This window comes from Brevibacillus halotolerans, from assembly GCF_026891775.1.
GTDB classification, from domain to species: domain Bacteria; phylum Bacillota; class Bacilli; order Brevibacillales; family Brevibacillaceae; genus Brevibacillus_B; species Brevibacillus_B halotolerans.
Genome location: NZ_JAPTNK010000001.1, coordinates 53,432 through 79,260 on the forward strand (window position 1 = coordinate 53,432; position 25,829 = coordinate 79,260).

At 39.4% G+C, this 25,829-nt stretch carries 24 protein-coding genes and 1 pseudogene; 20 read left to right on the forward strand and 5 right to left on the reverse strand.

Annotated features, from left to right (window positions below; translation table 11 throughout):
• Nucleotides 1-117 precede the first annotated feature (117 nt).
• The 13 genes from O0550_RS00390 to O0550_RS00450 all read left to right on the forward strand — a co-directional run bounded on the left by O0550_RS00390 (nucleotide 118) and on the right by O0550_RS00450 (nucleotide 8,747).
• Nucleotides 118-792, forward strand: coding sequence for a hypothetical protein (locus O0550_RS00390; protein ID WP_258425412.1), 675 nt, complete (start codon nucleotides 118-120; stop codon nucleotides 790-792).
• A gap of 74 nt (nucleotides 793-866) precedes the next feature.
• Nucleotides 867-2,345: a phage protein gene (locus O0550_RS00395; RefSeq protein ID WP_258425413.1), complete on the forward strand. Its 1,479-nt coding sequence runs from the start codon at nucleotides 867-869 to the stop codon at nucleotides 2,343-2,345.
• Nucleotides 2,346-2,349: 4 nt separating this feature from the next.
• On the forward strand, nucleotides 2,350-2,949 hold the full coding sequence (locus O0550_RS00400; RefSeq protein ID WP_258425414.1) for a Gp138 family membrane-puncturing spike protein: 600 nt from the start codon (nucleotides 2,350-2,352) through the stop codon (nucleotides 2,947-2,949).
• Nucleotides 2,946-3,299, forward strand: a complete 354-nt coding sequence (locus O0550_RS00405; RefSeq protein ID WP_258425415.1) for a contractile injection system sheath initiator — start codon at nucleotides 2,946-2,948, stop codon at nucleotides 3,297-3,299. The genes O0550_RS00400 and O0550_RS00405 overlap by 4 nt, the downstream gene beginning before the upstream one ends.
• A gap of 8 nt (nucleotides 3,300-3,307) precedes the next feature.
• Nucleotides 3,308-4,498 carry a baseplate J/gp47 family protein gene (locus O0550_RS00410; RefSeq protein ID WP_268900742.1) on the forward strand — a complete coding sequence of 397 codons (1,191 nt, stop codon included), beginning with the start codon at nucleotides 3,308-3,310 and terminating at the stop codon, nucleotides 4,496-4,498.
• Between the two features lie 14 nt (nucleotides 4,499-4,512).
• Nucleotides 4,513-5,175 carry a DUF2612 domain-containing protein gene (locus tag O0550_RS00415; RefSeq protein ID WP_258425417.1) on the forward strand — a complete coding sequence of 221 codons (663 nt, stop codon included), beginning with the start codon at nucleotides 4,513-4,515 and terminating at the stop codon, nucleotides 5,173-5,175.
• Nucleotides 5,176-5,190: 15 nt separating this feature from the next.
• Nucleotides 5,191-6,024 (forward strand): hypothetical protein, encoded by an 834-nt coding sequence (locus O0550_RS00420; RefSeq protein WP_258425418.1) that lies wholly within the window; start codon nucleotides 5,191-5,193, stop codon nucleotides 6,022-6,024.
• A gap of 11 nt (nucleotides 6,025-6,035) precedes the next feature.
• A complete protein-coding gene (locus O0550_RS00425; protein WP_258425419.1) occupies nucleotides 6,036-6,554 on the forward strand; it encodes a hypothetical protein in 519 nt (172 codons plus the stop codon).
• A gap of 14 nt (nucleotides 6,555-6,568) precedes the next feature.
• Entirely contained in the window at nucleotides 6,569-7,324 is a 756-nt protein-coding gene (locus tag O0550_RS00430; protein ID WP_258425420.1) for a hypothetical protein, read from the forward strand.
• Between the two features lie 55 nt (nucleotides 7,325-7,379).
• Nucleotides 7,380-7,511, forward strand: a complete 132-nt coding sequence (locus O0550_RS00435) for a CD1375 family protein (protein ID WP_258425421.1) — start codon at nucleotides 7,380-7,382, stop codon at nucleotides 7,509-7,511.
• 97 nt (nucleotides 7,512-7,608) lie between these two features.
• Nucleotides 7,609-7,875: a BhlA/UviB family holin-like peptide gene (locus tag O0550_RS00440; protein WP_258425422.1), complete on the forward strand. Its 267-nt coding sequence runs from the start codon at nucleotides 7,609-7,611 to the stop codon at nucleotides 7,873-7,875.
• Between the two features lie 3 nt (nucleotides 7,876-7,878).
• Nucleotides 7,879-8,121, forward strand: coding sequence for a hypothetical protein (locus tag O0550_RS00445; protein WP_258417681.1), 243 nt, complete (start codon nucleotides 7,879-7,881; stop codon nucleotides 8,119-8,121).
• A complete protein-coding gene (locus tag O0550_RS00450; protein ID WP_258425423.1) occupies nucleotides 8,118-8,747 on the forward strand; it encodes a glycoside hydrolase family 73 protein in 630 nt (209 codons plus the stop codon). The genes O0550_RS00445 and O0550_RS00450 overlap by 4 nt, the downstream gene beginning before the upstream one ends.
• Before the next feature lie 230 nt (nucleotides 8,748-8,977).
• Here O0550_RS00450 and O0550_RS00455 read toward each other — a convergent pair whose 3' ends face one another.
• On the reverse strand, nucleotides 8,978-9,373 hold the full coding sequence (locus O0550_RS00455) for a hypothetical protein (protein WP_258425424.1): 396 nt from the start codon (nucleotides 9,371-9,373) through the stop codon (nucleotides 8,978-8,980).
• Between the two features lie 199 nt (nucleotides 9,374-9,572).
• On the opposite strand from O0550_RS00455, the gene O0550_RS00460 reads away from it, so the two are divergent.
• From O0550_RS00460 to yhbH, 3 genes and pseudogenes are all read left to right on the forward strand, one after another.
• Nucleotides 9,573-9,911: a YolD-like family protein gene (locus O0550_RS00460; RefSeq protein ID WP_258425425.1), complete on the forward strand. Its 339-nt coding sequence runs from the start codon at nucleotides 9,573-9,575 to the stop codon at nucleotides 9,909-9,911.
• Between the two features lie 159 nt (nucleotides 9,912-10,070).
• Nucleotides 10,071-11,555 (forward strand): annotated as a pseudogene (locus O0550_RS00465) (PrkA family serine protein kinase); the annotation flags it as partial.
• A gap of 11 nt (nucleotides 11,556-11,566) precedes the next feature.
• Nucleotides 11,567-12,727, forward strand: coding sequence for a sporulation protein YhbH (gene yhbH, locus O0550_RS00470; RefSeq protein WP_003335350.1), 1,161 nt, complete (start codon nucleotides 11,567-11,569; stop codon nucleotides 12,725-12,727).
• A gap of 299 nt (nucleotides 12,728-13,026) precedes the next feature.
• Here yhbH and O0550_RS00475 read toward each other — a convergent pair whose 3' ends face one another.
• Nucleotides 13,027-13,440, reverse strand: coding sequence for a hypothetical protein (locus tag O0550_RS00475; RefSeq protein WP_003339220.1), 414 nt, complete (start codon nucleotides 13,438-13,440; stop codon nucleotides 13,027-13,029).
• Between the two features lie 824 nt (nucleotides 13,441-14,264).
• On the opposite strand from O0550_RS00475, the gene O0550_RS00480 reads away from it, so the two are divergent.
• Entirely contained in the window at nucleotides 14,265-15,098 is an 834-nt protein-coding gene (locus O0550_RS00480; protein WP_258425427.1) for a DUF2935 domain-containing protein, read from the forward strand.
• A 109-nt stretch (nucleotides 15,099-15,207) separates the two neighbouring features.
• Here the strand turns inward: O0550_RS00480 and O0550_RS00485 are convergent, their stop codons facing one another.
• Entirely contained in the window at nucleotides 15,208-15,594 is a 387-nt protein-coding gene (locus O0550_RS00485; RefSeq protein ID WP_003335347.1) for a YmaF family protein, read from the reverse strand.
• A 477-nt stretch (nucleotides 15,595-16,071) separates the two neighbouring features.
• Here O0550_RS00485 and O0550_RS00490 point away from each other — a divergent pair, with 477 nt between their 5' ends.
• Together O0550_RS00490 and O0550_RS00495 are read left to right on the forward strand one after the other, a co-directional pair.
• Nucleotides 16,072-16,431 carry a DUF1036 domain-containing protein gene (locus O0550_RS00490; protein ID WP_050816465.1) on the forward strand — a complete coding sequence of 120 codons (360 nt, stop codon included), beginning with the start codon at nucleotides 16,072-16,074 and terminating at the stop codon, nucleotides 16,429-16,431.
• 481 nt (nucleotides 16,432-16,912) lie between these two features.
• On the forward strand, nucleotides 16,913-17,764 hold the full coding sequence (locus O0550_RS00495; protein WP_258425428.1) for an alpha/beta fold hydrolase: 852 nt from the start codon (nucleotides 16,913-16,915) through the stop codon (nucleotides 17,762-17,764).
• 123 nt (nucleotides 17,765-17,887) lie between these two features.
• On the opposite strand, the gene O0550_RS00500 is transcribed toward O0550_RS00495, so the two are convergent.
• Together O0550_RS00500 and O0550_RS00505 are read right to left on the reverse strand one after the other, a co-directional pair.
• On the reverse strand, nucleotides 17,888-19,897 hold the full coding sequence (locus tag O0550_RS00500; RefSeq protein ID WP_258425429.1) for a serine hydrolase domain-containing protein: 2,010 nt from the start codon (nucleotides 19,895-19,897) through the stop codon (nucleotides 17,888-17,890).
• A 239-nt stretch (nucleotides 19,898-20,136) separates the two neighbouring features.
• Nucleotides 20,137-21,624, reverse strand: a complete 1,488-nt coding sequence (locus tag O0550_RS00505) for a hypothetical protein (RefSeq protein ID WP_258425430.1) — start codon at nucleotides 21,622-21,624, stop codon at nucleotides 20,137-20,139.
• A 575-nt stretch (nucleotides 21,625-22,199) separates the two neighbouring features.
• On the opposite strand from O0550_RS00505, the gene O0550_RS00510 reads away from it, so the two are divergent.
• Nucleotides 22,200-25,796 carry a CheR family methyltransferase gene (locus O0550_RS00510; protein WP_258425431.1) on the forward strand — a complete coding sequence of 1,199 codons (3,597 nt, stop codon included), beginning with the start codon at nucleotides 22,200-22,202 and terminating at the stop codon, nucleotides 25,794-25,796.
• Nucleotides 25,797-25,829 lie beyond the last annotated feature (33 nt).

The following is a 25,829-nucleotide window of genomic DNA, read 5'->3' on the forward strand; positions in this document are numbered from 1 at the left end:
TTGGATTGTTATTCATCAATATTCGACAAAAACAACTTCTACTTCATGATATTATAGATTGATAACTTTCAAAGGAGGTTTAGAGGTGTACATAAATGTAAAGTTGGTGATGTGCGAATGAAAAGCAAATTGTCTTTCTTGCTTGTTGCTTTAATTTTTTCAGTTCTTACAGCCTCAAGTGGAGTATATGCAGCAAACGTACCTTCCCCTAATACTGTAAATAAAGCTACAAAGATAGAGAACAAACTACCAGCTAATATCAAAAGTACTGCTGAACTAACACAATACTTACAATCTAAAGGTATTGTCAAAACAATAGACGATCTAAGAAACTACATGAAAAACAACAAAGCAGTCTTCATGAAAATAAACCCTAAACTTATTGATTATGGTTTTACATTTAGAATGTATGCTGAGATCAATGATACTGTTCGAAATGATGGTTCTATTAAAGTAAACAACGAATATGGTTCAAAAAATATGAAAGCGTGGGTTGTGCCGGTAGTTGTGGTGAATCTTGATAAACAAACACAAGAAATTAGCAGAGAGAGTTTCTCATTAGTTCCTAACGTACTATTGCCAGGAAAAGAACTTAATGTACTCGTCTTAGAACCTGAGTGTATTATAGATACCTCATCAGGTAATATAATCAACAATAAAAAAATCAAGTCTGGTGAAGAAGTCCATGTAGATGTATTATTTCATGTTTCTATAATCACTTCTATGGAAGATGTAAAGTTAAGAATGTATGATGGGAAAGATCATACGGACATTAAAATTGTAAAACAATGAACCTTATAGTAATAATGAGAGCGCTCCTTTTAGGGGCGTTTTTCTTTTTAGTCCAACCAGAGGATGTGATCGTCATGGCAGATAATATTAAGAACCTTGCCATTTATGAGGCGCAGTTACAGGGCGTGGACGTCAATATAGTATTAGCGACATTAGAGGCAGAAACAAACTTCACCAACAAAACGGGAGACAGCGGCAATGCCTTAGGACCTGGTCAAGTATGGCCGAAGTGGCACACTGACTCTTTTCGATATGCAGCGAACCGTTTTCAGGTAGAATGGCCATCTACGCTTCAAGAACAAACAAAACTTGTACTAAGCAATGATGCATTAGCTACTGCAGCAGCCGTCCGTGTGATCGGTAAGACATGGAAAGGAGCAAAAGGGGATTTTTATTGGTTTTCTAAATATTATGTAGGGGATAAAATACCAAAATCGGACTATGAACGACGGCTGAAGATTTACCAGAAGTACGTAGGAGGAGGCGTACCAAATACATGGCCTGGAACGTCCTCTTTTGCGCCAGATACCAACTCATCAGGCGGATTTGGAGGTAATACATCAACAGCAAACCAAATTAACGATATTGTCCTCCCTACTACGAATTACGGTATAGTTGCAAACAGCCAAAAAAACGGAAATGTCTTATATGGACGGCGATACCGAGTGATGGTTTCAAGTAAGAAGGGAGCTGCTCTGGACGTCTCGCAGTTGCGATGTATGTTTGATATTCGTAAAACACTCACACCACAGCCGAACTTTTCAACTGTGACTATTTACAACTTAAATGCAGAAACGGAAAACCAAATTATCAATGAAGGGGATACCGTAATTGTAGAAGCTGGCTATGAGGGGGAACAGTACGGCTTAATTTTTCGTGGTGATGTCGTACAAGCCATCCGAGGGAAAGAAGACGGGGTGTCATACAAACTAACACTAAATTCCATAGACGGTGATAGGTTTCTAAATTCGGGGTATGTTACTTTTTCCGTTGCCAAGGGACAGACTGCCCGTACACAAATCAATGCCATTACAGGAAGAGCCAAAATCCCTGCAAAACTTGGAACAATCTCAGGCAATTTGCAGTCAGCGCAGCTCACACGTGGAAAAGTATTTTTTGGGATGGCGAAAGATTACCTCAGACAGCTTGCCCAATCGAACTCAGCGACGTTTTATCTCGAAGACGGAAAAGTAAATGTTATTACAGCTCAGGATTATCCATCAAACGAGATTGTTGACTTGTCTCCTGACTCAGGATTGATCGGAACACCAATGCAGAATGATTTCGGAGTTAATTTTAAATGTTTACTTAACTCACGATTGAAAATAAATTCTCTTGTCCGAATTAACAACAGCCTGATCCAAGAGCAGACGTACCAATTTGGTCAGATACCACGAGGGTTAGATTCGGCTGGCATTTATCGCATCATTGGTATGCGCTTTTACGGAGATACACAGGGCGACGCATGGTATACAGAGTGCGACTGTGTATCACAAGCTGGCGGGGTCATGCCGGGGTTAATGGTATCTACTAGTTCAAATCCTTGGAGGTGATTGTGTGGGGGTTAGCGTTAATGAACGTGTAAAGCAAAATGAAATCGAATTTTACAATACTTTGGTCGATAAGATTTTCAGCACGATGAGGGTTAGCGTTCCTGGTATTATCAAAAAATTCGATCATGAGACGCAGACAGCAGAGGTTCAAATTGCATTACGAGAGCATGTACAACAAGAAGATTTGCAATACGTCTGGACAAAGATTGAGCCTTTATTGGATGTTCCCATTGTTTTTCCACGGGGCGGAGGATATGTACTTACCTTTCCGATTAAAGAGGATGACGAGTGTTTAATTGTCTTTTCTGACATGTGCATTGACGCATGGTTTACGCTTGGAAAGCTTCAGAATCAGCTAGAAAAACGACGGCATGATTTGTCTGATGCAATATGTATTCCTGGTCTGTGGTCACAGCCAAGAAAACTGAAAGACTTTTCTCAGAACCACGTTGAGTTGCGTGATGAGGACAGGAGCCAGTTCATTCGTATGAAACCCGGTGTTATTGATCTTGTTTCCCCTAGTGTACGGGTAAACGGTGTAAATATCACCACACATGAAAGATATGACGAGTGGATAGAAGGGGGAGGGAGAGTGGACACATGAGATACAGAGAAATGGTTGGCGGTGACTACAGCATGGGCAGACCGTTTCTAACTAATGCGGCTGCTGTGGGACAAGCGATCTATACGCGATTAAAACTCCTCATGGAGGAATGGTGGGAGCAACTTGACGATGGGCTCCCACTTTTCCAAAACATCCTTGATACAAGGGGGCATCCAGATAATTTGCAGGCGGTGGATCTTCTTGTACAAGCAAGGATTATCGAAACACCTCACGTATCACAAATTACTGAATTTCAAAGCGCCTTTGACAATCGTATCTATTCTTTTCAGTGTAACGTTGAAACGACTTTTGGAGAATCAATTCCTATATCTTATGATTTTACCTTTTAAGGAGGTGGATGGAACGAATGGCCTACTTTGCACCGTACATCGATGAAACAGGTTATCATATGCCTTTCTATGCTGACATTCGTGATGAGTTAATCAGTCAAGCGAAACAGATTTTTGGTCAAGACATATATCTAGGAAACGACAGTCAGGATTACCAGCTCATCTCTGTTTTTGCCAGCATGCTCTATGATTCCTATCTGACATGTCAGGCTGTTTACAACAGCCGAGGGCCAGCTACTGCGGTAGGAGCCGGATTAGATGTAGTGGTAGGAGTAAACGGCATCAAACGCTTAAAAGATACGTATTCAAAAGCGTCAGTCATTCTAACCGGTACACCTGGAGCAATTATCTCAAAAGGAATTGTTTCAGATGCAACAGGGCATAACTGGTCTTTGCCATCTTCGGTAGCGATAGGTAAAGACGGAACATATTCTACAATTGCAACTTGCCAGATAATAGGCCCGATTCAAGCTGAGGCTAATACGATTACAGGTATTGTTACTCCGACGCTGGGGTGGACGGGTGTAACTAATCCAGAAGCAGCCGTTCCAGGGAAATATACTGAATCCGATCCACAATTAAGGTCCCGTCAAGCAATTAGTACGGCAAATCCTAGTCGAACAGTACTGGAAGGAATAAAAGGTGGTATAGCAGCAGTAAGTGGTGTCACGAGGTCTGAAGTATATGAAAATGACACAAGCATGACAAACGAACTAGGGCATCCTCCACATTCGATAACTGCAGTTGTGGAGGGTGGGGATGACGCGGACATTGCTCAGACTATTTTTAACCGAAAGACACCGGGATGCTATACGAACGGGACAACAACCATGATTGTAGAAGACCGTTTTGGAGAGACGACCCCTATTCGTTTTTATCGACCATCCTATGTTGATATAGCTGTTGTCGTACAGGTTAAGAAACTGAATGGTTTTACTACTCAAACTGCAGATGATATCGCTAGCTATATTTCAGACTTTATTAATAGTGTGGCACTGGGCAATAGTAGCCTTGTTTTATCAAGCTTATGGGGTGCGGCTTTACAGGCGAATAGAGTTTTAACGAGTCCGTCCTTCTCTATTACTAGCTTAACGGCTGCGCGCTTAGGTGAACAGCAAACTACGGCAGATATCTCCCTGCTGTTTTTTGAAGCGGTACGTGGATCGCAAGCAAATGTCACCGTAAATGTTGTAGCGTAAGAAGGTGAGTAAAGATGGCAATTAAGCAGTACCTTGATTTGATCACATCGCAGCATTGGAACAAAGATAGGTATATGCGTTGGTTAACAGTCGTGCTGGAAAAAGGTGATGCAGCCGTAACGGTAGCTAATAGTATTCCAGATGCTTTCAGCCTAGAAAAAGCGGTAGGGGTACAGTTGAATACTGTGGGGGATTTGGTGGGCAGGTCACGGTACCTGCCTTTTCAATTGGCTGATGGTACTTCTCCGATCATGGGTGATTCCATATATCGAGTGGCATTAAAGGCTAAGATAGCACAAAACCAATGGGACGGGACCATACCGCAAATTTACGAGTTATGGGACGATCTTTTCCCTGACGCACGATTGAAACTATACGATAACCAAGACATGACTATGAAAGCGAGCATTCGCGGGGAATTGGGGATAGAGAGCATTTTATTGGTTACTGTAGGATACATTATCCCAAAGCCGACGGGTGTTCGATTGAACATAGCTTGGGAGTCCGAACTTGACCGGATGGATTACATTGGTATGTGTGTGTCAGGTACGGAAGTAGTAACCATTCAATCAGAAATGCCTGAAGATTGGTGGTTATCGCAAGCAAATCGAATGGACTATCAAGGGTTACTTGTAACAAATAAAGATAAGATAACAATTAGTTCAGAGGCACTCTAAGAAGGAGGAATTTGAATGGCAATCTACCCAGCGATGACTATTACGCAACGAGGTAAAGAGCTATATGCCAAGTCACAGACCGGAGGTGCAATCACCTATACACGTATGAGGATCGGTTCAGGTTCTTATGCCGGTGATCAATCTATTTTGACTGACCTGGTACAGCCAATTGATTATGTACCAATCAATTCTTTTTCCAGGACGGGAAGCACGGCCCACATAAAGGCTGTGTTCCAAAATAACAATATTACGCAAACAACGTACTCTTGTGAGATTGGAATATTTGCAAACGACCCAGACTTGGGAGAAATCATGTATGCCTACACAAATGCAGGTACTAAAGGTGATTATATCCCACCTTTTTCGTCAGGTCCGTTCTCGCGAGAGTTTCAGTTGAATGTGGCTGTAGGAACCGCTAGTCAAGTCGTGGCAAACATTCCTGATACGTTGTTTGTCCCGTTAGCTGGAGGGACTATGACAGGTCCGCTGATTTTGTCCGGCAATCCTACTCAAGCTTTGCAGGCCTCGCCTAAGCAATATGTGGACGAAAAAGTTGCGGAAACTAGCAGTAATTTTAGAGCGCACTTGAACAACTTCTCCAACCCACACAAGGTAACAGCGGCGCAGATTGGAGCTGAAACACCTGCAGGGGCACAGGCTAAAGCGAATACAGCTGAAACAAATGCCAAAAATGCCTCAGTACCCCGAACTGGTGGAACAATGACAGGTCCTCTAACAGCCCAAAACAATACCAGTTATACAACAAAACAGGTGCGTAACATTATTCTCTCCACGAACGATCCCACAGGTGGGGACAACGGTGATATTTGGATTAAGTACAAGGCATAGGAGGTTTAGGTATGGCGAAATTTCTATACAAAAAATACTACTCTTCCCCTGTCTATAAATATGATCCTCTTCAATTTGGATATAGATATGAATCAGTCGGCGATTTGGCGGGATATAAAAGTTTTGCGTTTGATCCATCGAACGGACATTTTAGAGGAACCGGAGATTTTATAATCTTAAAACCAGGACAGTATGGTCAAGTATATGTGATCAATACTGATAAAACTCTTTTTTTCCAATATTGGTATACAGAAAAAATTATCCATCAGGACAGGACGACATCATACATTTCTTATTATGAAAAAGGTTCATATATTGGGGATGTAGTTGCAGAAGATGGGACGTACCCCGAAAATGGCCCGCAAGGAAACTATTGGTATGTCAAGATAGGGCCTGCTTTTCCAAATATAAAAGTAAACATAGGCGGCTCATGGAAAGAATGTACAGAAGGTTGGGTAAACATCAACGGGACATGGAAAAGTATTGATAGAATCTTGATTAAAGAAAACGGGGTATGGAAAGAAAGTTAAGGAGGTCTTATTTCGTGCAGGTATATATACATGATTATCGTATGGATGGAATGGATTATGTAGTTGCCTTTAGAACAGTTACAAGTAACGGTAAAGAGTTTATAACAGAACACATGATTAGTTCTGAACAAGCTGCTTCCAAAACACAAAAGGAAATCATAGACTTGGCATGGATTGCTGTCAAAGACACAGTGGAGATCCACTCTCAAAGAGTAGAAAGGGAGATGGATAACGATCCAGTTCAATGTGAGTTGATAGGCCAAAAACTAATAGAACCGAAAAGCCAACCTATTAGACTAGAAGTAGTCGGGCCACGTTTTATTGAGAAAAGTGAAACGTTGCAAACGGTAACGTATGCGGCTGTCCTTTATGACCAATATAAAAAAGAAATTCCGAACAAAAAGATAAAATTTGAAATAGAAGCAGCCCCTGATAACGTGAGCATCAAAGAAAACATACTAACTGTTCATCCAGCAACTTTAGAGGAGGACGTTCCATTTCATCTCATTGCTTCAAGTGGTGTTATTAAGGAAAGAATTAGCGTCATTCTCCTTGCATATGAACCGAAAGCAATAGAGCAAAGGGTACAGATGTTAGAAATCCAGACACAGAAAATGCAGCAACAAAACTTAACAACGATGAGCGCAGTAACAGAAGCCTTTGAGCAAGGGGTAAGTAATGAAGAAAAGACAAAAACGAGTATGCTTGCCATCACTGATTTGTACGAACAAATAAGTAAACTCCAAGACGCCGATGAAGCAAATAAATAAGCTTATTGAGGCGTTTTTATTATGAATTTTATCTCTATTGAGGGGAGGTGATCATATGGCTATTGTGGTGATATATGCAACGTTAATTATCGAAGGAGACAAAGAATTTTCTCAAGTACCACCTCGAATTAAGCCAGAAGTAAAGCGTCAACTCGAAGTGCTAGGAGTGCCAGAATTAGCGCTATAAACGCCTTTTCCAATCGAAGAGGCGTTTTTTCATGGGGAGCTGTTAGGCTACCTTTTTTACTTGTGCCCCAAAGGGGGGTGATAAGGAGAGGGAAAGCATGGAAGAGAGCGTAATGAACGCATTGCTACAACAAGGGCCGTTTGCTGCTTTGTTTGTATGGTTGTTATTTTCCACCAAAAAAGAGGGAAGGGATCGCGAGACCCAACTAGTGAAACAGGCTCAAGAGCGTGAGGCTAAACTCATGGAGCACAATGAACGGATGGTTACTCATTTGGAGCGTAATACATCTACATTGCAACAAATCGAACGAAGTTTAAGCGGGCTAGAGAATGACATTCAAGAACTAAAAGAAAAGGTGGGCTAAGGAATGGAGATGACCACTGATATTGCGACATTAGCCGCAATTGTCGCGGCGCTTACTGGTGTGGCTAAAGGGTTTGGGGTCCCGAATAAATTGGCCCCAATTGTTGCCATGGCTTTTTCGGCCCTTTTCGTATTTCTTCCAAACGGAGAAGTAAAAACCAATCTACTATCAGCGGTGGTCGTTGGATTAACGGCTTCGGGAGCCTACAGCTATGCAAAAACAGACAACGGAGGGAACAAGCAATGAAACCACAAGATTTTATAGATAAGATAGCACCTAGTGCTGTAGCAGACATGAAGAAAACTAAGATACCTGCATCCCTTACAATAGCTCAGGCGATCCTGGAATCAGCTTGGGGAGAGAGTGGGCTAACCAAGCGAGGAAACAACCTCTTTGGCATCAAAGGAACAGGGCCAACAGGTGTTTGCGCTATGCCCACCAAGGAGAATTACAACGGTCAATGGACAACTATCACAGCTAATTTCAGAGCTTACAATAATTGGGGAGAGTCTATTGCAGATCATTCCAAACTAATCTTAAACGGCACAAGAGACAAGCCTAGACGCTATCATGGCGTGCTAGGTGCTGATTATAAAACTGCTTGCCATGCTATTCACAAAGGCGGTTATGCCACTGATCCGGGTTATCCAGATAAGCTAATTGGATTGATTGAAAAGTACGATTTAGCTAAATATGACAAGGAGGAAATAACGATGAAACCAGAGGTAGCGAACGAAATTATAGATGTTTACTTACAGGCAGCATGGCATACAGCAAATGAATGGAATGACACAGATAGAAAAAAACGTATTGGACAATTGGCAGATGAACTAAGGATTGCAAGTGGACAGGAACCACAGAATAAAAAATAGTTGACGAAATATGTCAGCAACCAAGATGATTTATATGAGATTTTTGTAACGGAATTGGACTAAAAAATGAGGGCTATCAAGTGTTAACCATGTACAGAAATAATTAAAATTGTGAAACTGAAAGGGATTTTTAGGATGTGAATAATAAAAGGTTCCCAACAGAGAAGTAAAATTTAAACTGTTGGGAACCTATTTTATAACCTTAGTGAAACCTTCAAAAAACTATATGCTTATTGTTTATAGTACGTAACATTGAAGGATTTAGTTAAAGTCGATTTACTAAAATATTCAATGGTTGCATAGCTTCCCCTAACATCAACATAATTCCATCCAGGCCGAACATATCCCTTGTCTTCCCCATTAACATGGAACTTTAAATCAATAAGATTAACAATATCGTGACTGGAAGCATAAATGCCAATTCGATGGTTGTCATGCGTATCAAGTAATAACAAATCTGTACTGGAACTAGAATATCCAGCAACGTTATGCGTAACCGTCTTTCCAAACTGTACAGTGCCATTTGCTGAAATTTCCTTAGGGTCAGAGATTTGAGTTGAAGCTGATGCTGGTACTGCGGCTGTAACCATTGCAAGCACTCCTAAAGCAACTAAAGCTTTTCTCAAAATAATCACTCTCCTCAAATGGTTAGGCTATTACCTCCACACAATACCATAATATTGAAATAAATGTAAATATAATACATTTGTCAAAATCTATTTTTATTGGTTACCAGATTTATTGAACATGTAATTTTACCCATTGCATAATCTCCTCATCATCAAATAAAATAAGAACGAACGTTCTGTTTAAGGAGATGTTTTGATGGCTAGTAAAATCCTTGATCCGCTTGTAACGAAATTCATCTTGCCAGAACATGCAGAAATGTTACGTCAGTATCATGAGGATAAGAAGCTGATCGAGAAACCGATCATTGAAGAGGATGAGCTGGCCGAGTTTTGCTACAGGATATCTGACTCACGTCAGTATGACTATGCTTTAACTATTAGTTGGTGGAAAGAAACAAAAGAGGATAGAGGAGTAATTGAATCAGCTTGGGGATGGGTAGAGAAGTTTGACTCAACGTATAAACAAATCAAGTTAAAGAACGATGAGGATTTTTGGTGGATACCTGTTGAGAATGTAGTCAATATAGAAGCCTAGTAGCATGTCTTACAACCACACAGAATTTGCTTCCTTTGAAATCAGAGACATAGTAATGCCCCGTCATTGATAGCCTGACGGGGCAGAATTTTTGAAGGGTATCTGTAGAGTTTACATATATTTAAATATTATTGGCGTTTTTAATGGGTTACTTATGGTATGCACGGGGAACCCCTCCACATGGTTCCGCATGAACTACGTCCTGAATTTGAGCAAGAATTTGGTGTGAAGATTGAAGGAGAGCTAACTCCTTTCAACAGAATGCGATTGGAAACAGAGTACGGTGGCCGAATAGAAGATTTCCCCGTAACACGGATTTTCTTTTCGGAGTCGAAAAGAGTGGGGATTGGTACCTTTAGCCCGTCTGATCCAAAATCGCAGGATATTGCCGATCTAACGGGGACTATCGATTTTTCTACGATTACGAAGTATGGTTCTGAATCTGATCCTCGTGCCTATCGGTTTGATGGTGAATTAAACAAAGCGAACCGTGGTATCATGGAATTCCAAGAGATGCTGAAATGCGATGAAAAATTCCTGTGGCATTTATTATCGCTAACTCAAGAAGGGAATTTCAAAGCGGGTAGATTTGCTCTGATTTCAGCAGATGAGCTGATAATTGCTCACACAAACGAAACGGAATACAAATCCTTTATCGGAAATAAAAAGAATGAAGCATTACAGTCTCGAATGATTGTTATGCCAGTACCGTATAATCTTCGCGTGAAAGAAGAAGAGAAAATTTATGATAAATTAATTAAACAATCTGATTTAGGTCATGTTCATATTGCTCCACATGCGTTATATACAGCGGCCATTTTTTCCATTTTAACTCGTTTAAAAGAGTCCAAAAAACAAGGTGCCGATCTTTTAAAAAAATTGCGTTTGTACAATGGAGAATCCGTTGAGGGTTTCAAAGGATCAGATATCGAGGATTTACGGAATGAGTATACAGATGAAGGAATGTTTGGGATTGATCCTCGTTATGTCATTAATAGGATTTCCAGTGCACTCATACGCCGTGATACGGAATCTATAAATGCTTTGGATATTTTGCGGGCGTTAAAAGAAGGACTCGATCAGCATGCTTCCATCAGTAAGGAACAGCGAGAGCGTTATTTAAATTTCATCTCAATTGCGCGTAAAGAGTATGATGAAATTGCAAAAAAAGAAGTCCAGAAGGCATTTGTATACAGCTATGAGGAATCAGCGAAAACGATGATGGATAATTACTTGGATAATGTTGAGGCGTATTGCAATTCTAACCGATTGCGTGATCCAGTAACAGGTGAGGAATTGGAAGCGGATGAGCGCCTCATGAGATCTATTGAAGAGCAAATCGGTATTTCTGAAAATGCCAAGCGTGCATTTCGTGAAGAGATTCTTATTCGGATATCAGCTTTTGCGCGTAAAGGAAAGCGGTTTGACTACAACACACATGATCGTCTACGTGAAGCAATTGAGAAAAAATTATTTGCAGATTTAAAAGATGTGGTCAAAATAACAACCTCCACAAAAACGCCAGATGAGCACCAATTGAAAAAAATCAATGAGGTAACACGTCGCTTAGTAGAAGAACACGGATATACGCCAATTTCAGCAAATGAACTGCTGCGTTACGTAGGTAGTTTGCTGAATCGATAGGGGGGAGCTTGATGAACGATTCCTCGTTTATCGTCTCCAAAGAAGACTGGTCTCTGCATAGAAAAGGTCATCAGGACCAGAGCAGACATCAGGAAAAGGTAAAGGAGGCGATCAAGAGAAACCTGTCTGATTTAGTAAGCGAAGAAAATATCATAATGTCGAATGGTCGAGACATTATTAAAATACCAATCAGATCGCTGGATGAGTATCGCTTTCGTTACAATTTTAATAAAGGACAGCATACAGGCCAAGGTAGGGGTGACTCCAAGGTAGGAGATGTTATAGCTAAAGACGGTGACTCGGCTGATGCTAGTGCTGGTCAGGGGCAAGGAGCCGGGGATCAACCTGGTGATGATTATTATGAAGCTGAGATTACAGTTGAAGAATTGCAGGAGATGCTGTTTTCTGAGTTAGAGTTACCCAACCTTCAAACAAAAGCTGAACAGAAAATTACCATAGAAGATATTCAATTTAACGATGTTCGGAAAAAAGGTTTGATGGGGAATATTGATAAAAAACGTACCTTACTGTCTGCCATTCGTCGGAATGCATTAGCTGGGTATACTGATCTGGAACTAGGAATTTCGATGGAAGATTTGCGCTTTAAAACCTGGGAAGAGATTGTGAAGCCTCATTCCAATGCTGTAATTATAGCGATGATGGATACGAGCGGTTCTATGGGAGTTTTCGAAAAATATGTAGCTCGTAGCTTTTTCTTTTGGATGCTTCGCTTTTTGCGAACCAAGTATGAAAAGGTGGAGATTGCTTTTATTGCACATCATACGGAAGCGAAAGAAGTGACAGAGGATGCGTTCTTTTCTAAAGGAGAAAGCGGTGGAACTATCTGCTCGTCGGCCTATCGGAAAGCCTTGGAAATTATTGATGAACGATATCCTGTAAGCCAATATAACATTTATCCGTTTCACTTTTCAGATGGGGATAACCTCACCTCAGATAATGAACGCTGCGTAAAATTGGTAAAGGAATTAATGGAAAGATCGAATATGTTTGGATATGGTGAGGTAAATCAGTATAATCGTCACAGTACTCTCATGTCCGCATATCGTCATATTAAAGATCCGAAATTCATGTACTCGATTATTCGGGAAAAAGGTGAGGTTTACAAGGCTCTGAAACAGTTTTTTGGTAAAAAAGAAATAGAGGCCTACTAGAAAAAATAAAATTTTTAATAAAATCCCCTGTGGTTAATTATGCTGTATATCCTTATTGTTAAGGGAACAGAGATAATCCACCAGAAGGGGATTTTTTGTGATATATAATCACTGATTACATTGCTTGATGCAACCCTGTGGCTAAATTTGATAAATTGACGATTAAATTAACTTAGTAGTTGCGAAAATGAAATAAATTTTGCAAATAAGCATTCCTTTTGCTAGAGCATATCACTATCATTTGGGACAAAAAAAGAGACTTTTCCATCATAGAAGGAAGGTCTCTTTTCTCTCTGTACCTATTCTATAGAAAAGTCAGTCGTGGCTTCTATGAAAATACCATTATGTGTACTACGATTGAGCATCTCTAAAGTATATTTTTTTCCCTTTTTTACATCCCATGTAGTTGAGGCAGTTCCATTTTTTCTCACATTAAATACCTTACCAACCTGATTTCCAGTATCATCCCAGAGGGTATATTTAATATGAGTGGTAGAACCGTCGGATGACTGATCTACGGTAAGAGTCAAGGTATTACTGGAGGCTCTAAAAGTAGATGTCTCATATTTCTCCTCTGGTTCTAAAGTTCGGCTGTCACTAATAATAGAAGCTACTGCTACAGCGGTATTTTCAGATTGAATTTCCATTGCGATTGCGGGGGTAGCCGATACTAGTAAAGCAAGTACTGAAGCAATGCTAACTAATTTTTTCATTACCAATTCACTCCTTAATATGTATTTAATTTACAATTTTATATTATAAAAATATTCTGAATTTGTCCACGATATTTTGATTTTTTTCGTCAACTTTAGTGAGACAGCAAGTTACCCCAGCGCTATAAATAAACAATGGAACTGTTTGTTGCTATAGTCTTCCATTGATAAATGATTTAATTCTTGCAAGGGTAAATAGGTTGATGGAGTGCAGTTCCTGCCTTTGCAGCTACAAAGATTAATACTGTAAAAGTAACAAAATCTCAAGAAGGCTTGATTGAACTTAGATTAGATATTAATAAGGATGAAATTAAACGATTATATTCTATATGGTGTAGGCCATTATAGAGTGGATGGGCAGGGGCTTTGGGTGTATAAAAAAGATGGAGAATGGTACTTAGGTGCTATAAAGGATTCCGCAAATGGCGTATTACGTGAATATGATACAAATGCTACTCATGTTAGAACATATAAAGTTCTTGTACACTAGTTTAATGTCTTTAGAGTAATTGGAAAAAGTAAATTCTAAAAGCTTGAAAGGTAAAGGTTAGTCACTCTGGGATGTTAGTGGATGCCAAATAGACCTGTCTAAGTAACTGACAGGCCTATTTCTAATAAAATTATGCTTTAAATATTTAAACACTACTAATTTATGATAGAGGTGTTCAGTAAAAACGTAATAAACAAGCAGATGTAAAGTAAATTTTACAGTGTGGCAGTAAGTAATTTAATCGACTATCCATAATTAATGTGAGCAACAGACATTTGAGACATGCTTCTTGCATAAACTTATAGAAATACATATGTTGGGGAGGACTCATTGGATGGCGGATGCATTTGTAATTAGATCACTTGAGGAAGTTCGTTTTTGGTCTAGGATAATGAAGGAACATTCGCTTTTTTTGAAGCTAGGTTTTAATTGTGACGATACCCAATTAATCAATGAAGCTGATTATTTTTACCATATATTTGAGGAAATAGAAGCCAAGGCCCTTGCCTTACCAGAAGATACCGACCCTCAATATATAGGTCAGTTCAATGCTCAAATTCTTCCCTGTGTTAATCAAATTTGGGCTTTCAAAAGAAGGGTATTAGGTTTGATCATTTCCTGTCAAATTGGAGGTAATAATTTTCCGTTATTAGTGGATCATGTTAGCCGGGAAGCTGCTTATTTTGCGAAACGTTTGGAACAACTAAACACTGGAACCCTAGATCCTTTGCCAGATGCTATTATTAATGAAAATGTCTTCTTTCTTAGGATTATGGCTGATCATGCTAAATTTATTAATCACTTACTTGATCCTTCTGAAAGGAAATTGGTTGAACAAGCAAATGATTTTAGTCATGACTTCGATCAACTTCTATACCAAGCCATTGATTTAGATTCCATGAGTCCCCAATCTCAAACTGTTCCGTTACTATCGCAGTTTGTTGATCAGAATAGAGTGTCTGTCCGTCAACTCCGTGATTTCAAAAAAACGGCTCGCGATCTAATCGAAGCTTGTCGTATTAAGAGCATTATCCCTCCTCTTCTTGCCGATCATGTTTTTAGAGAGGCATCACATTTTCTTGAAATTTTAGATGCATTTGAAGTGGTATTAGAAGGGGCAACAAAACGGAGTAAACAAAAAAGAAACAGCTCTGTATCCGATTGTTAGTCAAGATAAAAAGTTAAAGTTATGTATTTTAGCTCACAAATCATGTGAGCTTTTTTGTTTGTTCCCAGATGATATTCAATGTGATGTTTCGCCAAACATGTTTTCCTGTTTAAGGAATTTCATTTTCTGTTGCTCCTTTGTAATGATGGGTGTGAGGGTGTCTTCCGTTTACTGTTGTATACCCTTCAAAGTAATGAATATGTCCTCCACGCTGCAGTTCGATTGCAGGGCCGGTTGTGCCTTCAATTATATGAGAATGACCATCATTAAATGAAGTAATCGTATAATAGCGATGAACGTGGGGAACACCTGTCGGGGCTGGTTCAGTTACCCCAACGTATTGATGATCATGACCATCATTAAATGAAGTAGTTCCCGAAAACGGATGTCGGTGTACAGGCATACCATTCCAAGAAGTGATATATAATCCATGCGAATGTTCTGCGGAGGAGTCATTTGATTGAAATAGAAAACCTGCAACAGGTATTTTTGTCATTTTAAACCCCCTTCTCCTAGTTTATTACACTGTATGAAGGGGGCTGGAAATTGACATGGGCATAAGTACCATTTCAGGATATTTGACCTGGTAGTGTTTAATTAAGGGATTAGCAATCATTTTTTACTATTCATGGGCTGATTAAGTAAGTTATAGGTTCTTGATTAATCCATGGGAGTAGACCTGAGTACTGCGACTATTATGCTAGGTATTCACCTTATTTGTAGATGGACAATCAACTAAAATTTCTATAGTCAAATATAATAACAGGAAAAATGATGGATAACAGGAGTAATACACTTTGTATAACGCATGAACGGACAGTCTCCATGCGATAATCCATCTTCATTTTTCTATTCTTTTAAGAAGTTGGGGGGAGGGTGAATTGGTCAATATGGACAACATGGACAACAAACTTCCCCTTACTCTCCGCGTATGACGTACAGCCTAACAATAACGGGCGAGGAGTGATCGACGATGGGGCTTCATTTCCGCAACAGGACTAACGTAGGCTTGCAGATTGTTTATGCCTACTCGGCTCCCAATTGTGAGGGGAGCAACAAGTGGTTAAAGAAGGGCTGGTATAAGGTGGCTCCGGGGAACACGGTGCAGGTTTGGAGCGGGTGGGCCAACGGTAGAAAATTCTTTTACTACGCTGAGGATACAAGTGGTCTCGGACGTACGTGGTCGGGCGAATTTGTTACCCCAATCCCTTCGAGAGCTTTCGAGTGGTGCTGGGACACAGGCAGTACCGACAGCAGAAATCTGGGGCTTAAGAAATTACAGGTCCCTAATCAAATTCCGCCCATTTTAGACTATACAATCAACCTACAATAAAAAGAGAGGGACAAAGCGCTAGTGGAACAACTTATAATCTTGGCGTGATTTACAATCCATTCCTGCCTTTCTCTCCAACCGTAGCACACCTTTCCATTATACGTATCACAGATTAATAAGGGGAATGTCGGTGACCTAATAAAAATGTAGTAGACCAGAAAGAAAGTAATTCAATACGGCTCTCTTCTAGACACATCCAGAGAGAGCTTTTTTGCGTGCAACAGTTGTATGTAAGTGAAGAATCGCTCTTATCCAAGTACCTATTCTTGGGTATTTTAATATGCTACACTTCCTAGATAGGGATATTATGTTTTTGTATCCCAAATGTTTTACTATCGAAGCAACACCATTGATTGAGGTGATGTAAATTGTTAGAGCGTTCAATGGAAAATATAAGGGGATTAGAAGCAGGAAAGGGAGTGATTGAAAGGAGAGCTTGAGTTTTAATAGCTCTTCTTAACAAAAAAAGGGAGCTATTCAGATGAACCAATTTAAAAGTATAACCAGTGATGGATTCACATTAAACTATTGTATAAAAGGGTTTGGAAAGCCAGTACTGGTGATAGGGAGCAGCATATATTATCCTCGTTTATTCTCAGAAAATTTATTTGAAACATTTCAATTTATTTTTTTAGACCATAGAGGCTTTGGTAAGCCACCGCGTGCTTTAGAACCAGAAGATTATAAATTAGATAAAATTTTAGATGATACAGAAAGGGTAAGACAGGCACTCGAATTGCAGGATTTTATTATACTGGGACATTCAGGACATGCCTTTATGGCTTTAGCATATGCCCAAAAATATCCAGAGGCTGTTCGGAAAGTTGTCTTACTTAATTCAGCACCTACAAATAGTCAAGAAAGACAGCAGCAAAGCACCTCATTTTTTTATCAAACTGCCAGCCTAAAGAGAAAGCGGCAGTTTGAAGCAGATATCGCGTTTTTAGAAAGTGACATCCAAAAAGATCCTGAAAGACGATTTGTCCATATGTGCATTCGCATGGGGGCTCAGAGTTTTTACGATTATACATTTGATGCAGCTTATATGTGGGAGAATGTATATACCAATATGCCAATTATGGATCATCTGTGGGGAGAAGAGTTTGGAAAACGTAATTTAATCCAATCGTTGGCGGATTTCAAAAAACCAGTATTCATTGGTTTAGGGAGATATGATTATCTGGTTTCTCCCGTTTCACTATGGGACTCACTTGATGACACATATAGGAACGTGAAGAAAGTGATTTTTGAGCATAGTGGACATAATCCTATGTTTGAAGAACCAGAGCTATTTGCTAAAACCTTAATGGAGTGGATGAATGAGGACAAGTAGGTTCCTTGGTTCTTTTTCCAAAAGGCCGTTTCTTTGCTTTCAAGGAAACGGCCCTTTTTGATAACCTTACACCAATCAATACAATCAAACTTTATGTTTATTCCATACTCATATAGAGATTACTTATTTTTTGAAAATATGCCGTGCATAGTTATACAGGAAGGCAGCTGCTTCTTGGCGCAGTAGAGGTTCCTTAGCCTTATAGTCAATCAAGCCTTTGGAGGAAATAACCTCAGGTCCGTATAGACCATGAAATACTACATATTGAACGGCTTGAGTGGCCCAAGGATCAATGGCGCCTTTAAGGTTAACCTTAACAGGTTGAGCATTCAGTAATGATTTGGACACCTCAAATACAATAACGGCCGCTTCCTGCCTTGTAATAGGACGATTGGGTTCAAATTTAGTAGGAGAGGTTCCTTTTAACGCATCTGCTTCTACAAGAGCCTGAATTTCTTTTACGTATGGACTCTTTTTAGAGTCTATAAATGACACGGGATTAGTAGAGGCACGAACCCCAATAAGCCGTACTAAATCACCTACAAATTCGGCTCTTGTAATGGGTGCTAAAGGACGGAAGGCATGATTCGAATCTCCTCGGAGCACTCCAAGGTCTTGAACGCCATTAATATATGCGGCATATGGGTGTGACTGAGGAACATCGGTAAAATGCTTAGAGGGAGAAATTTTTTGAGCCATACTGACCATATTACGATATTGCAAATAGCCTATGCTGCCATCAGCGGATTCCTTAAAGGCTAAAAAGGTGCCTTTTTCGTCCTTGAACAGCATTGGATCGATCTGGCGAAGAATATTTTTCCCCATTGGATCTTCTGCTAGTAGCTGTCCCTGTGAGGTTACTGTAATTTTAGTGATCCAAGGATTTATCCGCAAATCCCGATAGGTACCCTCAAAGCGTTTCAATTGTTGAGGGGAGGATGTCATATAGGTCTGTTCTTTCTTAGGTATAGGGTAATAGTGATTCATGAAAGCTTTAAATAACTCCTCGCGAAACTCCTTATCTTTATTGAAAATAATAAACCCACCAACCTTATGCTCTGGCAACAGCCACATCCAAGAATGGAACCCGGGTATATCTCCACCTTTGCCTATAACAAATTGATTATTGTGACTGGAATGGTAGTATGTTTCAAAGCCGTATGCCATATTTGGAACCTTGGGATGAACGGAATAGTGAATGGTATGCATATTTTGAGCTGTACCCTGTTTCAGGATTGTTCTACCGTCAAACGAACCCTTATTGAGATGAGCCATCATAAACTGGGCCATGTCATGCCCAGTTGAAACCATTCCTCCTTCAGGCTGTTCAATCGGATTGGATAGAAAAACAGGAAATGGTTGATTGCTAGAAGTATATCCAGTTGCTAAATTAGCTTTTAATTGCGGTGTAAGTAAGAAGCTGCTATTTTCCATTTTCAAAGGGGTAAAAATATTCTCAGTCATGTATTGGTTGAAGGATTTACCGGACAACTTCTCCAGAATGTATCCTTGAAGACTAAAGCCAAAGTTATCGTAGCGGAATGCTTCTCCTGGTTTACGGACAATACTAGGCATATTCTCTTTCACGTATTTATCCAACGAGATCCGCGGGATACTATGGTGATGGATGGATTCCAGCTTATCTGTAAAATCGAAGCCTGCTGTGTTGGTTAATAGGTGCTTCATTGTTAGTTTGTCAGTGGTTTTATTGTTTAGCGTTATGTCCTCAAGATAGGTTTGTATATCCTCATCTAAATCGAGCTTTCCTTGTTCGACTAACTGCATAATTCCTGTAGATGTAAAAACTTTAGAAATAGAAGCTAGCGGGAAAATAGTATGGTTTGGATTGACAGCTATTTTTTTTTCTACATCAGAATAACCGTACCCTTTATTCAGCAATATTCTGCCATCTCGGACGATAACAAAAACAGCTCCCGCCAACTGATTTTTAATATGTGATTGATTAAAGAACTGATCTGCAAAATCTTCTACTTCTTTAGAGTCTGTTGGGCCCAAGAGAGGTTCTTTTACAGGTGAACTATAGATAGAAGGTGTAGGAAAAAGAATGGATATGGTCAGGATTACTACAAACATGAATATACCGTATTTCCTGCTTTGCTGTTTAACCATCATACATCTCTCCATTCAATCAGTTTTGTTAGATGCATATAAAATTCAACTCGCCTACAAGTGCGATCACTCCCTAATATTGGAATCATAATGGAAGTCTTGCCTGATGGGCTCGCCCTTTTAGATAAAAACAGAAAATAGGAACAGTACGTACATGAGTTACCAACAGCATGTGAAAGGACTTTTTCGCTAGGAAGAGAAAAAGTCCTTTCACATAAATAATTATCGTTTTACTAAAAATATCAGCTTGTTTCTAGCACATGCATAAATGGCTCGTCGAACATGGATAACAGCAATTCCCGAGTAGCTGTATGGCGTAATCCACACAGAATAATGCGAATTTCTTTACGCATATTTTCTACAGACATGATTTCACTTGTATGGTTTTTCGATAATTTATCCTTTGTGGAATACGTATTCAAATAATGAGCATTTCGTTTCGCCACGATCAGTAATCGACGTTGAATGTCTGGTATCGCATCTGTGAGGGGGGCTTCCATTTCAATATACCCGCGAATTTCAGCCAAACGAGCATATGCTTCTCGCCAACGCCATAATTGCTTTTTCTGTTCCCGCTGGTCTGAATCTGGCTCTGGTAAGTCTTTGGATATCTGTGAGGCAGTATATGTGCTTGGATGCAGAGCTTCTTGTACTTTTGCAAAATCATTCAAATCTGGTGCCATTAATTCAATGACTTCTCGATAGGCTGGAATATGATTATATGCCCCATTTCGAATTGTCCATCGACAGTGCTGCTTGTTATTTTCTATATGCGGTAGGCAAGGAGGTATCATAGAAAATGTTTTTTCTTCTGTAAGCGGATGACTAGATACTAGTAGTTGGTTAGTAGAGTTTGCGTTATTTGGTGTGTCATTATTTTCTGTTCCTACTTGCATGTAAGCCTTTGTGAACCATTTTAGAGAGCTAGCGGATATCGAAGAAACATCTCCACGTATAACACTAAGGTTATATTCTCTGAATTCGGGGGAGCTGGAACCATTAAATCCATCATGAATCACATGTAGGTTATCTCTTACAGCAATTAATTCGGAAAGTACCTTTTTTTCAAGAGTAACAATCCCCTCTTCCACGTAGGAAAGATAGTTATTTCTTTCATTTTCATTAGCTAAGACGTGCGTGTAAAGGTTATAACAAAACAGAATGTGAGCCATTTCATGAAAATAACTTTGATAAGGAAAATTGACGTAGTTCATTTGGAGAAAATATTGATGATTCTGATAAATTAGATCATTCTCAGGTCGGAAAAGAGAGAGATGGGAGTTGGCTTTGTCTGCAATGTACAGAGTAAGTCCTTCGTTGTAACCGGTAATCCACATAGCCTGATAGGTAGGGCTTAGTAGTAAAGCAATCGAATGATTGGTAATACGACCAGAAAGATTAAAAAAATCACTCTGATAATGAGGATAGAAAGAGAGCCAGGTCATCCCCAAAGCGAGTGCTTTGTATAACTCAAATTCACTTTCTTTAGCACAACCAACAGTGAATTGATGTAGGGAAGTTAAACATCGCATAAAAGAATGTGAATCGTATGTATAATTTTCAACAAATTGTTTATAGGCAGACTCAAAATCAGCAGGCTCTATCGTCAAAAAAACTTGCAAGCCATCAATCCATAGGTCTCCACCAATCGAGGAATTCATCCATGCTTGATAATCTTGAGTAAGAGAACGAATCTCTTGATATTTTTCGAATAGTTGGCGGTATTGCACGAAATGACCTCCTTTTTATTTTTCGATAGATTAGGAATCAATTCCATAATGAAGAGCACTCTAAGTAGGTATCCCTATCTAGCAGTGTACGATTTCTTGCAAACTATTTTAGGTTATAGATCAATAAAAGAAAGTGACAGCTTTTAGTTCTTTACATAGCAGGATAAAATGTTACTTTTGACTACTTTTTTGTGAGTAATTCCCCTTTCTTAGATAATATATAACAAACATTACAAATATACAGTAAATTAGTGTTTGTTTATGTAGTATATGGTAATATTTGGGTATAGTCAATAGATCATATACAAAATTTCATTACTAATTTTTGAACAATTGGTCCTTCCTTCTCGTAGATAGGAAGGGTATTTCGCATGTCATAATTTGAAAACAATATATTATGTTTTTAGATGTTCTGCTAAACTTGTAGTAGTGTATTTTGGTAATTTTTATGAAAAAACTTTGGAAGTGTCTCCCTCGTTTTTAGGCTCGACTGCGCTTTTCTCCATCTATTCATTAGGTAATAGTCGCCGGAAAAACGCTTGTCACAGTATTTTTGCAAGGAAAGGTGATTTTAGATGTCCAATCGAGAAGAAGATTCTATCCAAAGAAATGAAACGAACAAGCAGAATACAGAAGAATTTGCAGTAGTAGGGATTGGTGCATCTGCTGGGGGACTAGAGGCGTTACAGGAATTCTTTGATCATTTACCAGAGGCTTCAAACATGGCATTTGTTATTGTCCAACATTTATCACCACATTATAAAAGCTTTATGGCTGAATTGTTGGAAAAACACACATCCCTTAGGATAAAGCAAGTGACCGATGGTATGAAAATCGAGCCCAACTTCATCTATTTAAATCCGCCTAAGAACTATATTCAACTTATCAATGGTCATTTTTCTTTAACTACGTATCCTGAAGTGTCCGGGATTCATTTACCTATAGATGCCTTTTTGGAATCCTTGGCCACTGAGAAAAAGCAACGTGCTATCGCCATCATTCTTTCGGGAACCGGGACAGATGGTTCCAATGGAATAAAGGCTATCCATGAATATGGAGGAATGGTTATGGTACAGGATGGCGAATCGGCCAAGTTTGATGGTATGCCAAGAAGTGCGCTCTCTACGGGAATAGTAGATTTTATCTGTGCTCCTTTTCAATTAGGAGAGTATCTAGTACAGTACGTAAAACGTTATGTCCTTGATGAAAGAGAAGAGGAGAAAAATATTGCAAAGGATCGAGTGAAAGACATACTCACCCTGCTTACAAGGGATAACGGAGTCGACTTTACTGGGTATAAACGTGATGGTATCACCCGGCGGATTGAACGGCGAATGAAAATAAATAACAAGCAATCCTTAGAAGAGTACCTTCAGTATTTAGAAGAAACACAAGAGGAGCAGGGAGCCTTACAAAAAGATATGCTGATTAATGTCACCCATTTCTTTCGAGATCAAGAAGCGTTTAACATCGTAAAAGCAAATGTAATCCCCAAAATAATCGAAAATAAACAAGCAAATGGTGAGCAGCATGTGCGTATTTGGGTAGCGGGATGCTCCACGGGAGAAGAGGCCTATTCACTTGCTATGTTGTTTGATGAATATTTATGTAAAAAAGAAATTACACTTGATGTTCGAATCTTTGCTACCGATTTAGACAAAGAAGCAATAAACTACGCTGCTCAGGGTGTTTACCCCGCCTCCATTGAGAAGGATATTTCGAAAGATTTGTTAGATCGGTATTTTGAGAAACAGGGTGACGCCTATCACATCATTAAAAATATCCGGAGAATGATCGTTTTTGCCCCACATAATATTATAAAAGACCCACCTTTTGTCAATATGGATTTTATCACATGCCGAAACATGTTGATTTATTTTCAACCAGATGTGCAAAAAAGGGTACTGAGCTTGTTTCATTTTTCTTTGCATCCTAAGGGATATTTATTTTTAGGACCAAGTGAAAGTATCGGAAAGCTAGCGAATCTATATGTTCCTCTCAATCGTAAATGGAATATTTTCACCATTCGGAAATCGAATCAAAACACTCCCAATCATACGATCCGTATTGATAAAGAAAGCGGACGTCCAGTTCTACAGTCCAGCCCGGTGAAAATAGGGGAAAGAGAAATGATTTCGGGAACGAATAAGCTAGACGATATATATGCTACGATCATAGAGGAATATTTGCCAGCATGTGTGATTGTTGATCGAAACTATGATATCGTTCATACTTCAGGTCCTGTTAATAAGTATCTAGCCTTACCACGCGGCAAAATTACACTAAATATTTTTAAGCTAGTTTCGCCATCCTTATCAGTAGCAATTGGCTCAGCGATGCATAAAGTCAGGAAGGAAAATAAAGAGATTACCTTTACCAATGTAAAAGTAAAAGAGGGGGCTGACCTTTCTGAATTCATAACACTTAGCATTACCAATTTTGCTCCCCATAAATATAACGGGCAATATATGATGATTACCTTTAAAGATGAAGCAAAACCTGATAAATATCCGGAAGATGCGCAGCAGAGTTTTCATGCTCAAAGTACGACCACACAACGAATTCGCGAGCTGGAGCTAGAACTACAATATGCGCAGGAAAGTCTACAGGCAACGATCGAAGAACTAGAAACCTCGAATGAAGAGCTACAATCTACCAATGAAGAATTAATTGCTGCAAATGAGGAACTCCAATCCACTAATGAAGAACTCCAATCTATTAACGAAGAATTAATTACCGTTAACGCTGAACATCAAGCCAAAATACAAGAACTGCTTGATTTAAATAATGACATAGATAATTTTCTGCTCAGCACGAAAATCGGGACGATATTTTTGGACAGAAATATGTGCGTACGCCGATTTACACCAGCAGTAACCACCCTTATTAATCTAATGGACATGGATATCAATCGTCCGATTAGTCATATAACACATCAATTGAAGTATAACAATTTGGTAGAAGATGCTGAGCACGTCTTACATAGCGTAATGCCGTTGGAAAAAGAGATTCAAAGCTCACATGGTCAATGGTATAGCATGGAGATTTTGCCCTATCGGACACAGGATAATGTTATTAAGGGTGTAGTCATTACGTTTGTAGATATTACGGAATTAAAAATGGCCAACAAAGAGCTACAGAAGCTCTCCTATGCGATTCATCAAATCCCCAATAGCATTATTATTACAGGCCTTGACGGTGAAATTCAGTATATTAACCCATCTTTTACCGCAAAGACAGGCTACACAGGAGAAGAAGTGATCGGTCAAAAGCTTAATCTTATTGAAAATCATGAGGATTATGAGGAGAACATTCAAGAAGAAATAATCCAGACCCTAACCAAGGGGAGAAATTGGTATGGTGAATTACAAAGCAAACGCAAGAATGATGAGGCCTTTTGGGAACGAACAGCATTCTTGCCCATTAAAAATGAAGAAGGGGAAATCATTCATTTCCTTAAAATTAGTGAGGATATTACCCAACAGAAAAAAGCGGAAGAGTTGTTACGTAAATCCGAAATGCTATCTGCCGTTGGCCAACTGGCTGCTGGGATTGCTCATGAGATTCGCAATCCATTAACAGCGCTAAAGGGCTTCATACAATTAATGATGGCAGATGGGCAGGGGAATGAGAAGTATTTTCAGATTATGATGGGCGAGTTTGATCGCATTGAATTGATTATTACGGAATTGCTGTTATTATCCAAACCACATGCCCTTAGCTTTCAGACAGAGGATATTGGAATTATTCTCAATGATGTATTAATGCTAATCGAAACACATGCCTTGATGAACCAAGTAGATATTATCCCGGTAATTCCAACGCCTTTACCAAAGATTCATTGTGTGGAAAATCAGCTAAAGCAAGTATTAATTAACGTGTTAAAAAACGCCATTGAGTCCATGCCGACTGGTGGCAGTGTTGACGTGCATGTTAGTAGAAAGGCATCAGGAAAAATTGCTATAGAGATTACAGATCAAGGAAAGGGAATTCCTCAGGATAAACTAGCAAGAGTTGGCGAGCCATTCTTTACTACCAAAGAAAAAGGAACTGGACTAGGCTTAATGGTTAGCTACAAAATTATTGAAAATCATAATGGAGAAATACAGATTGAAAGCGAACTAGGTAAGGGAACGACAGTCCGAATTATTTTGCCAACCGTTTCGATATAAAAATAAAGCTCAGTGCAGCCCCTCTTTTTAATC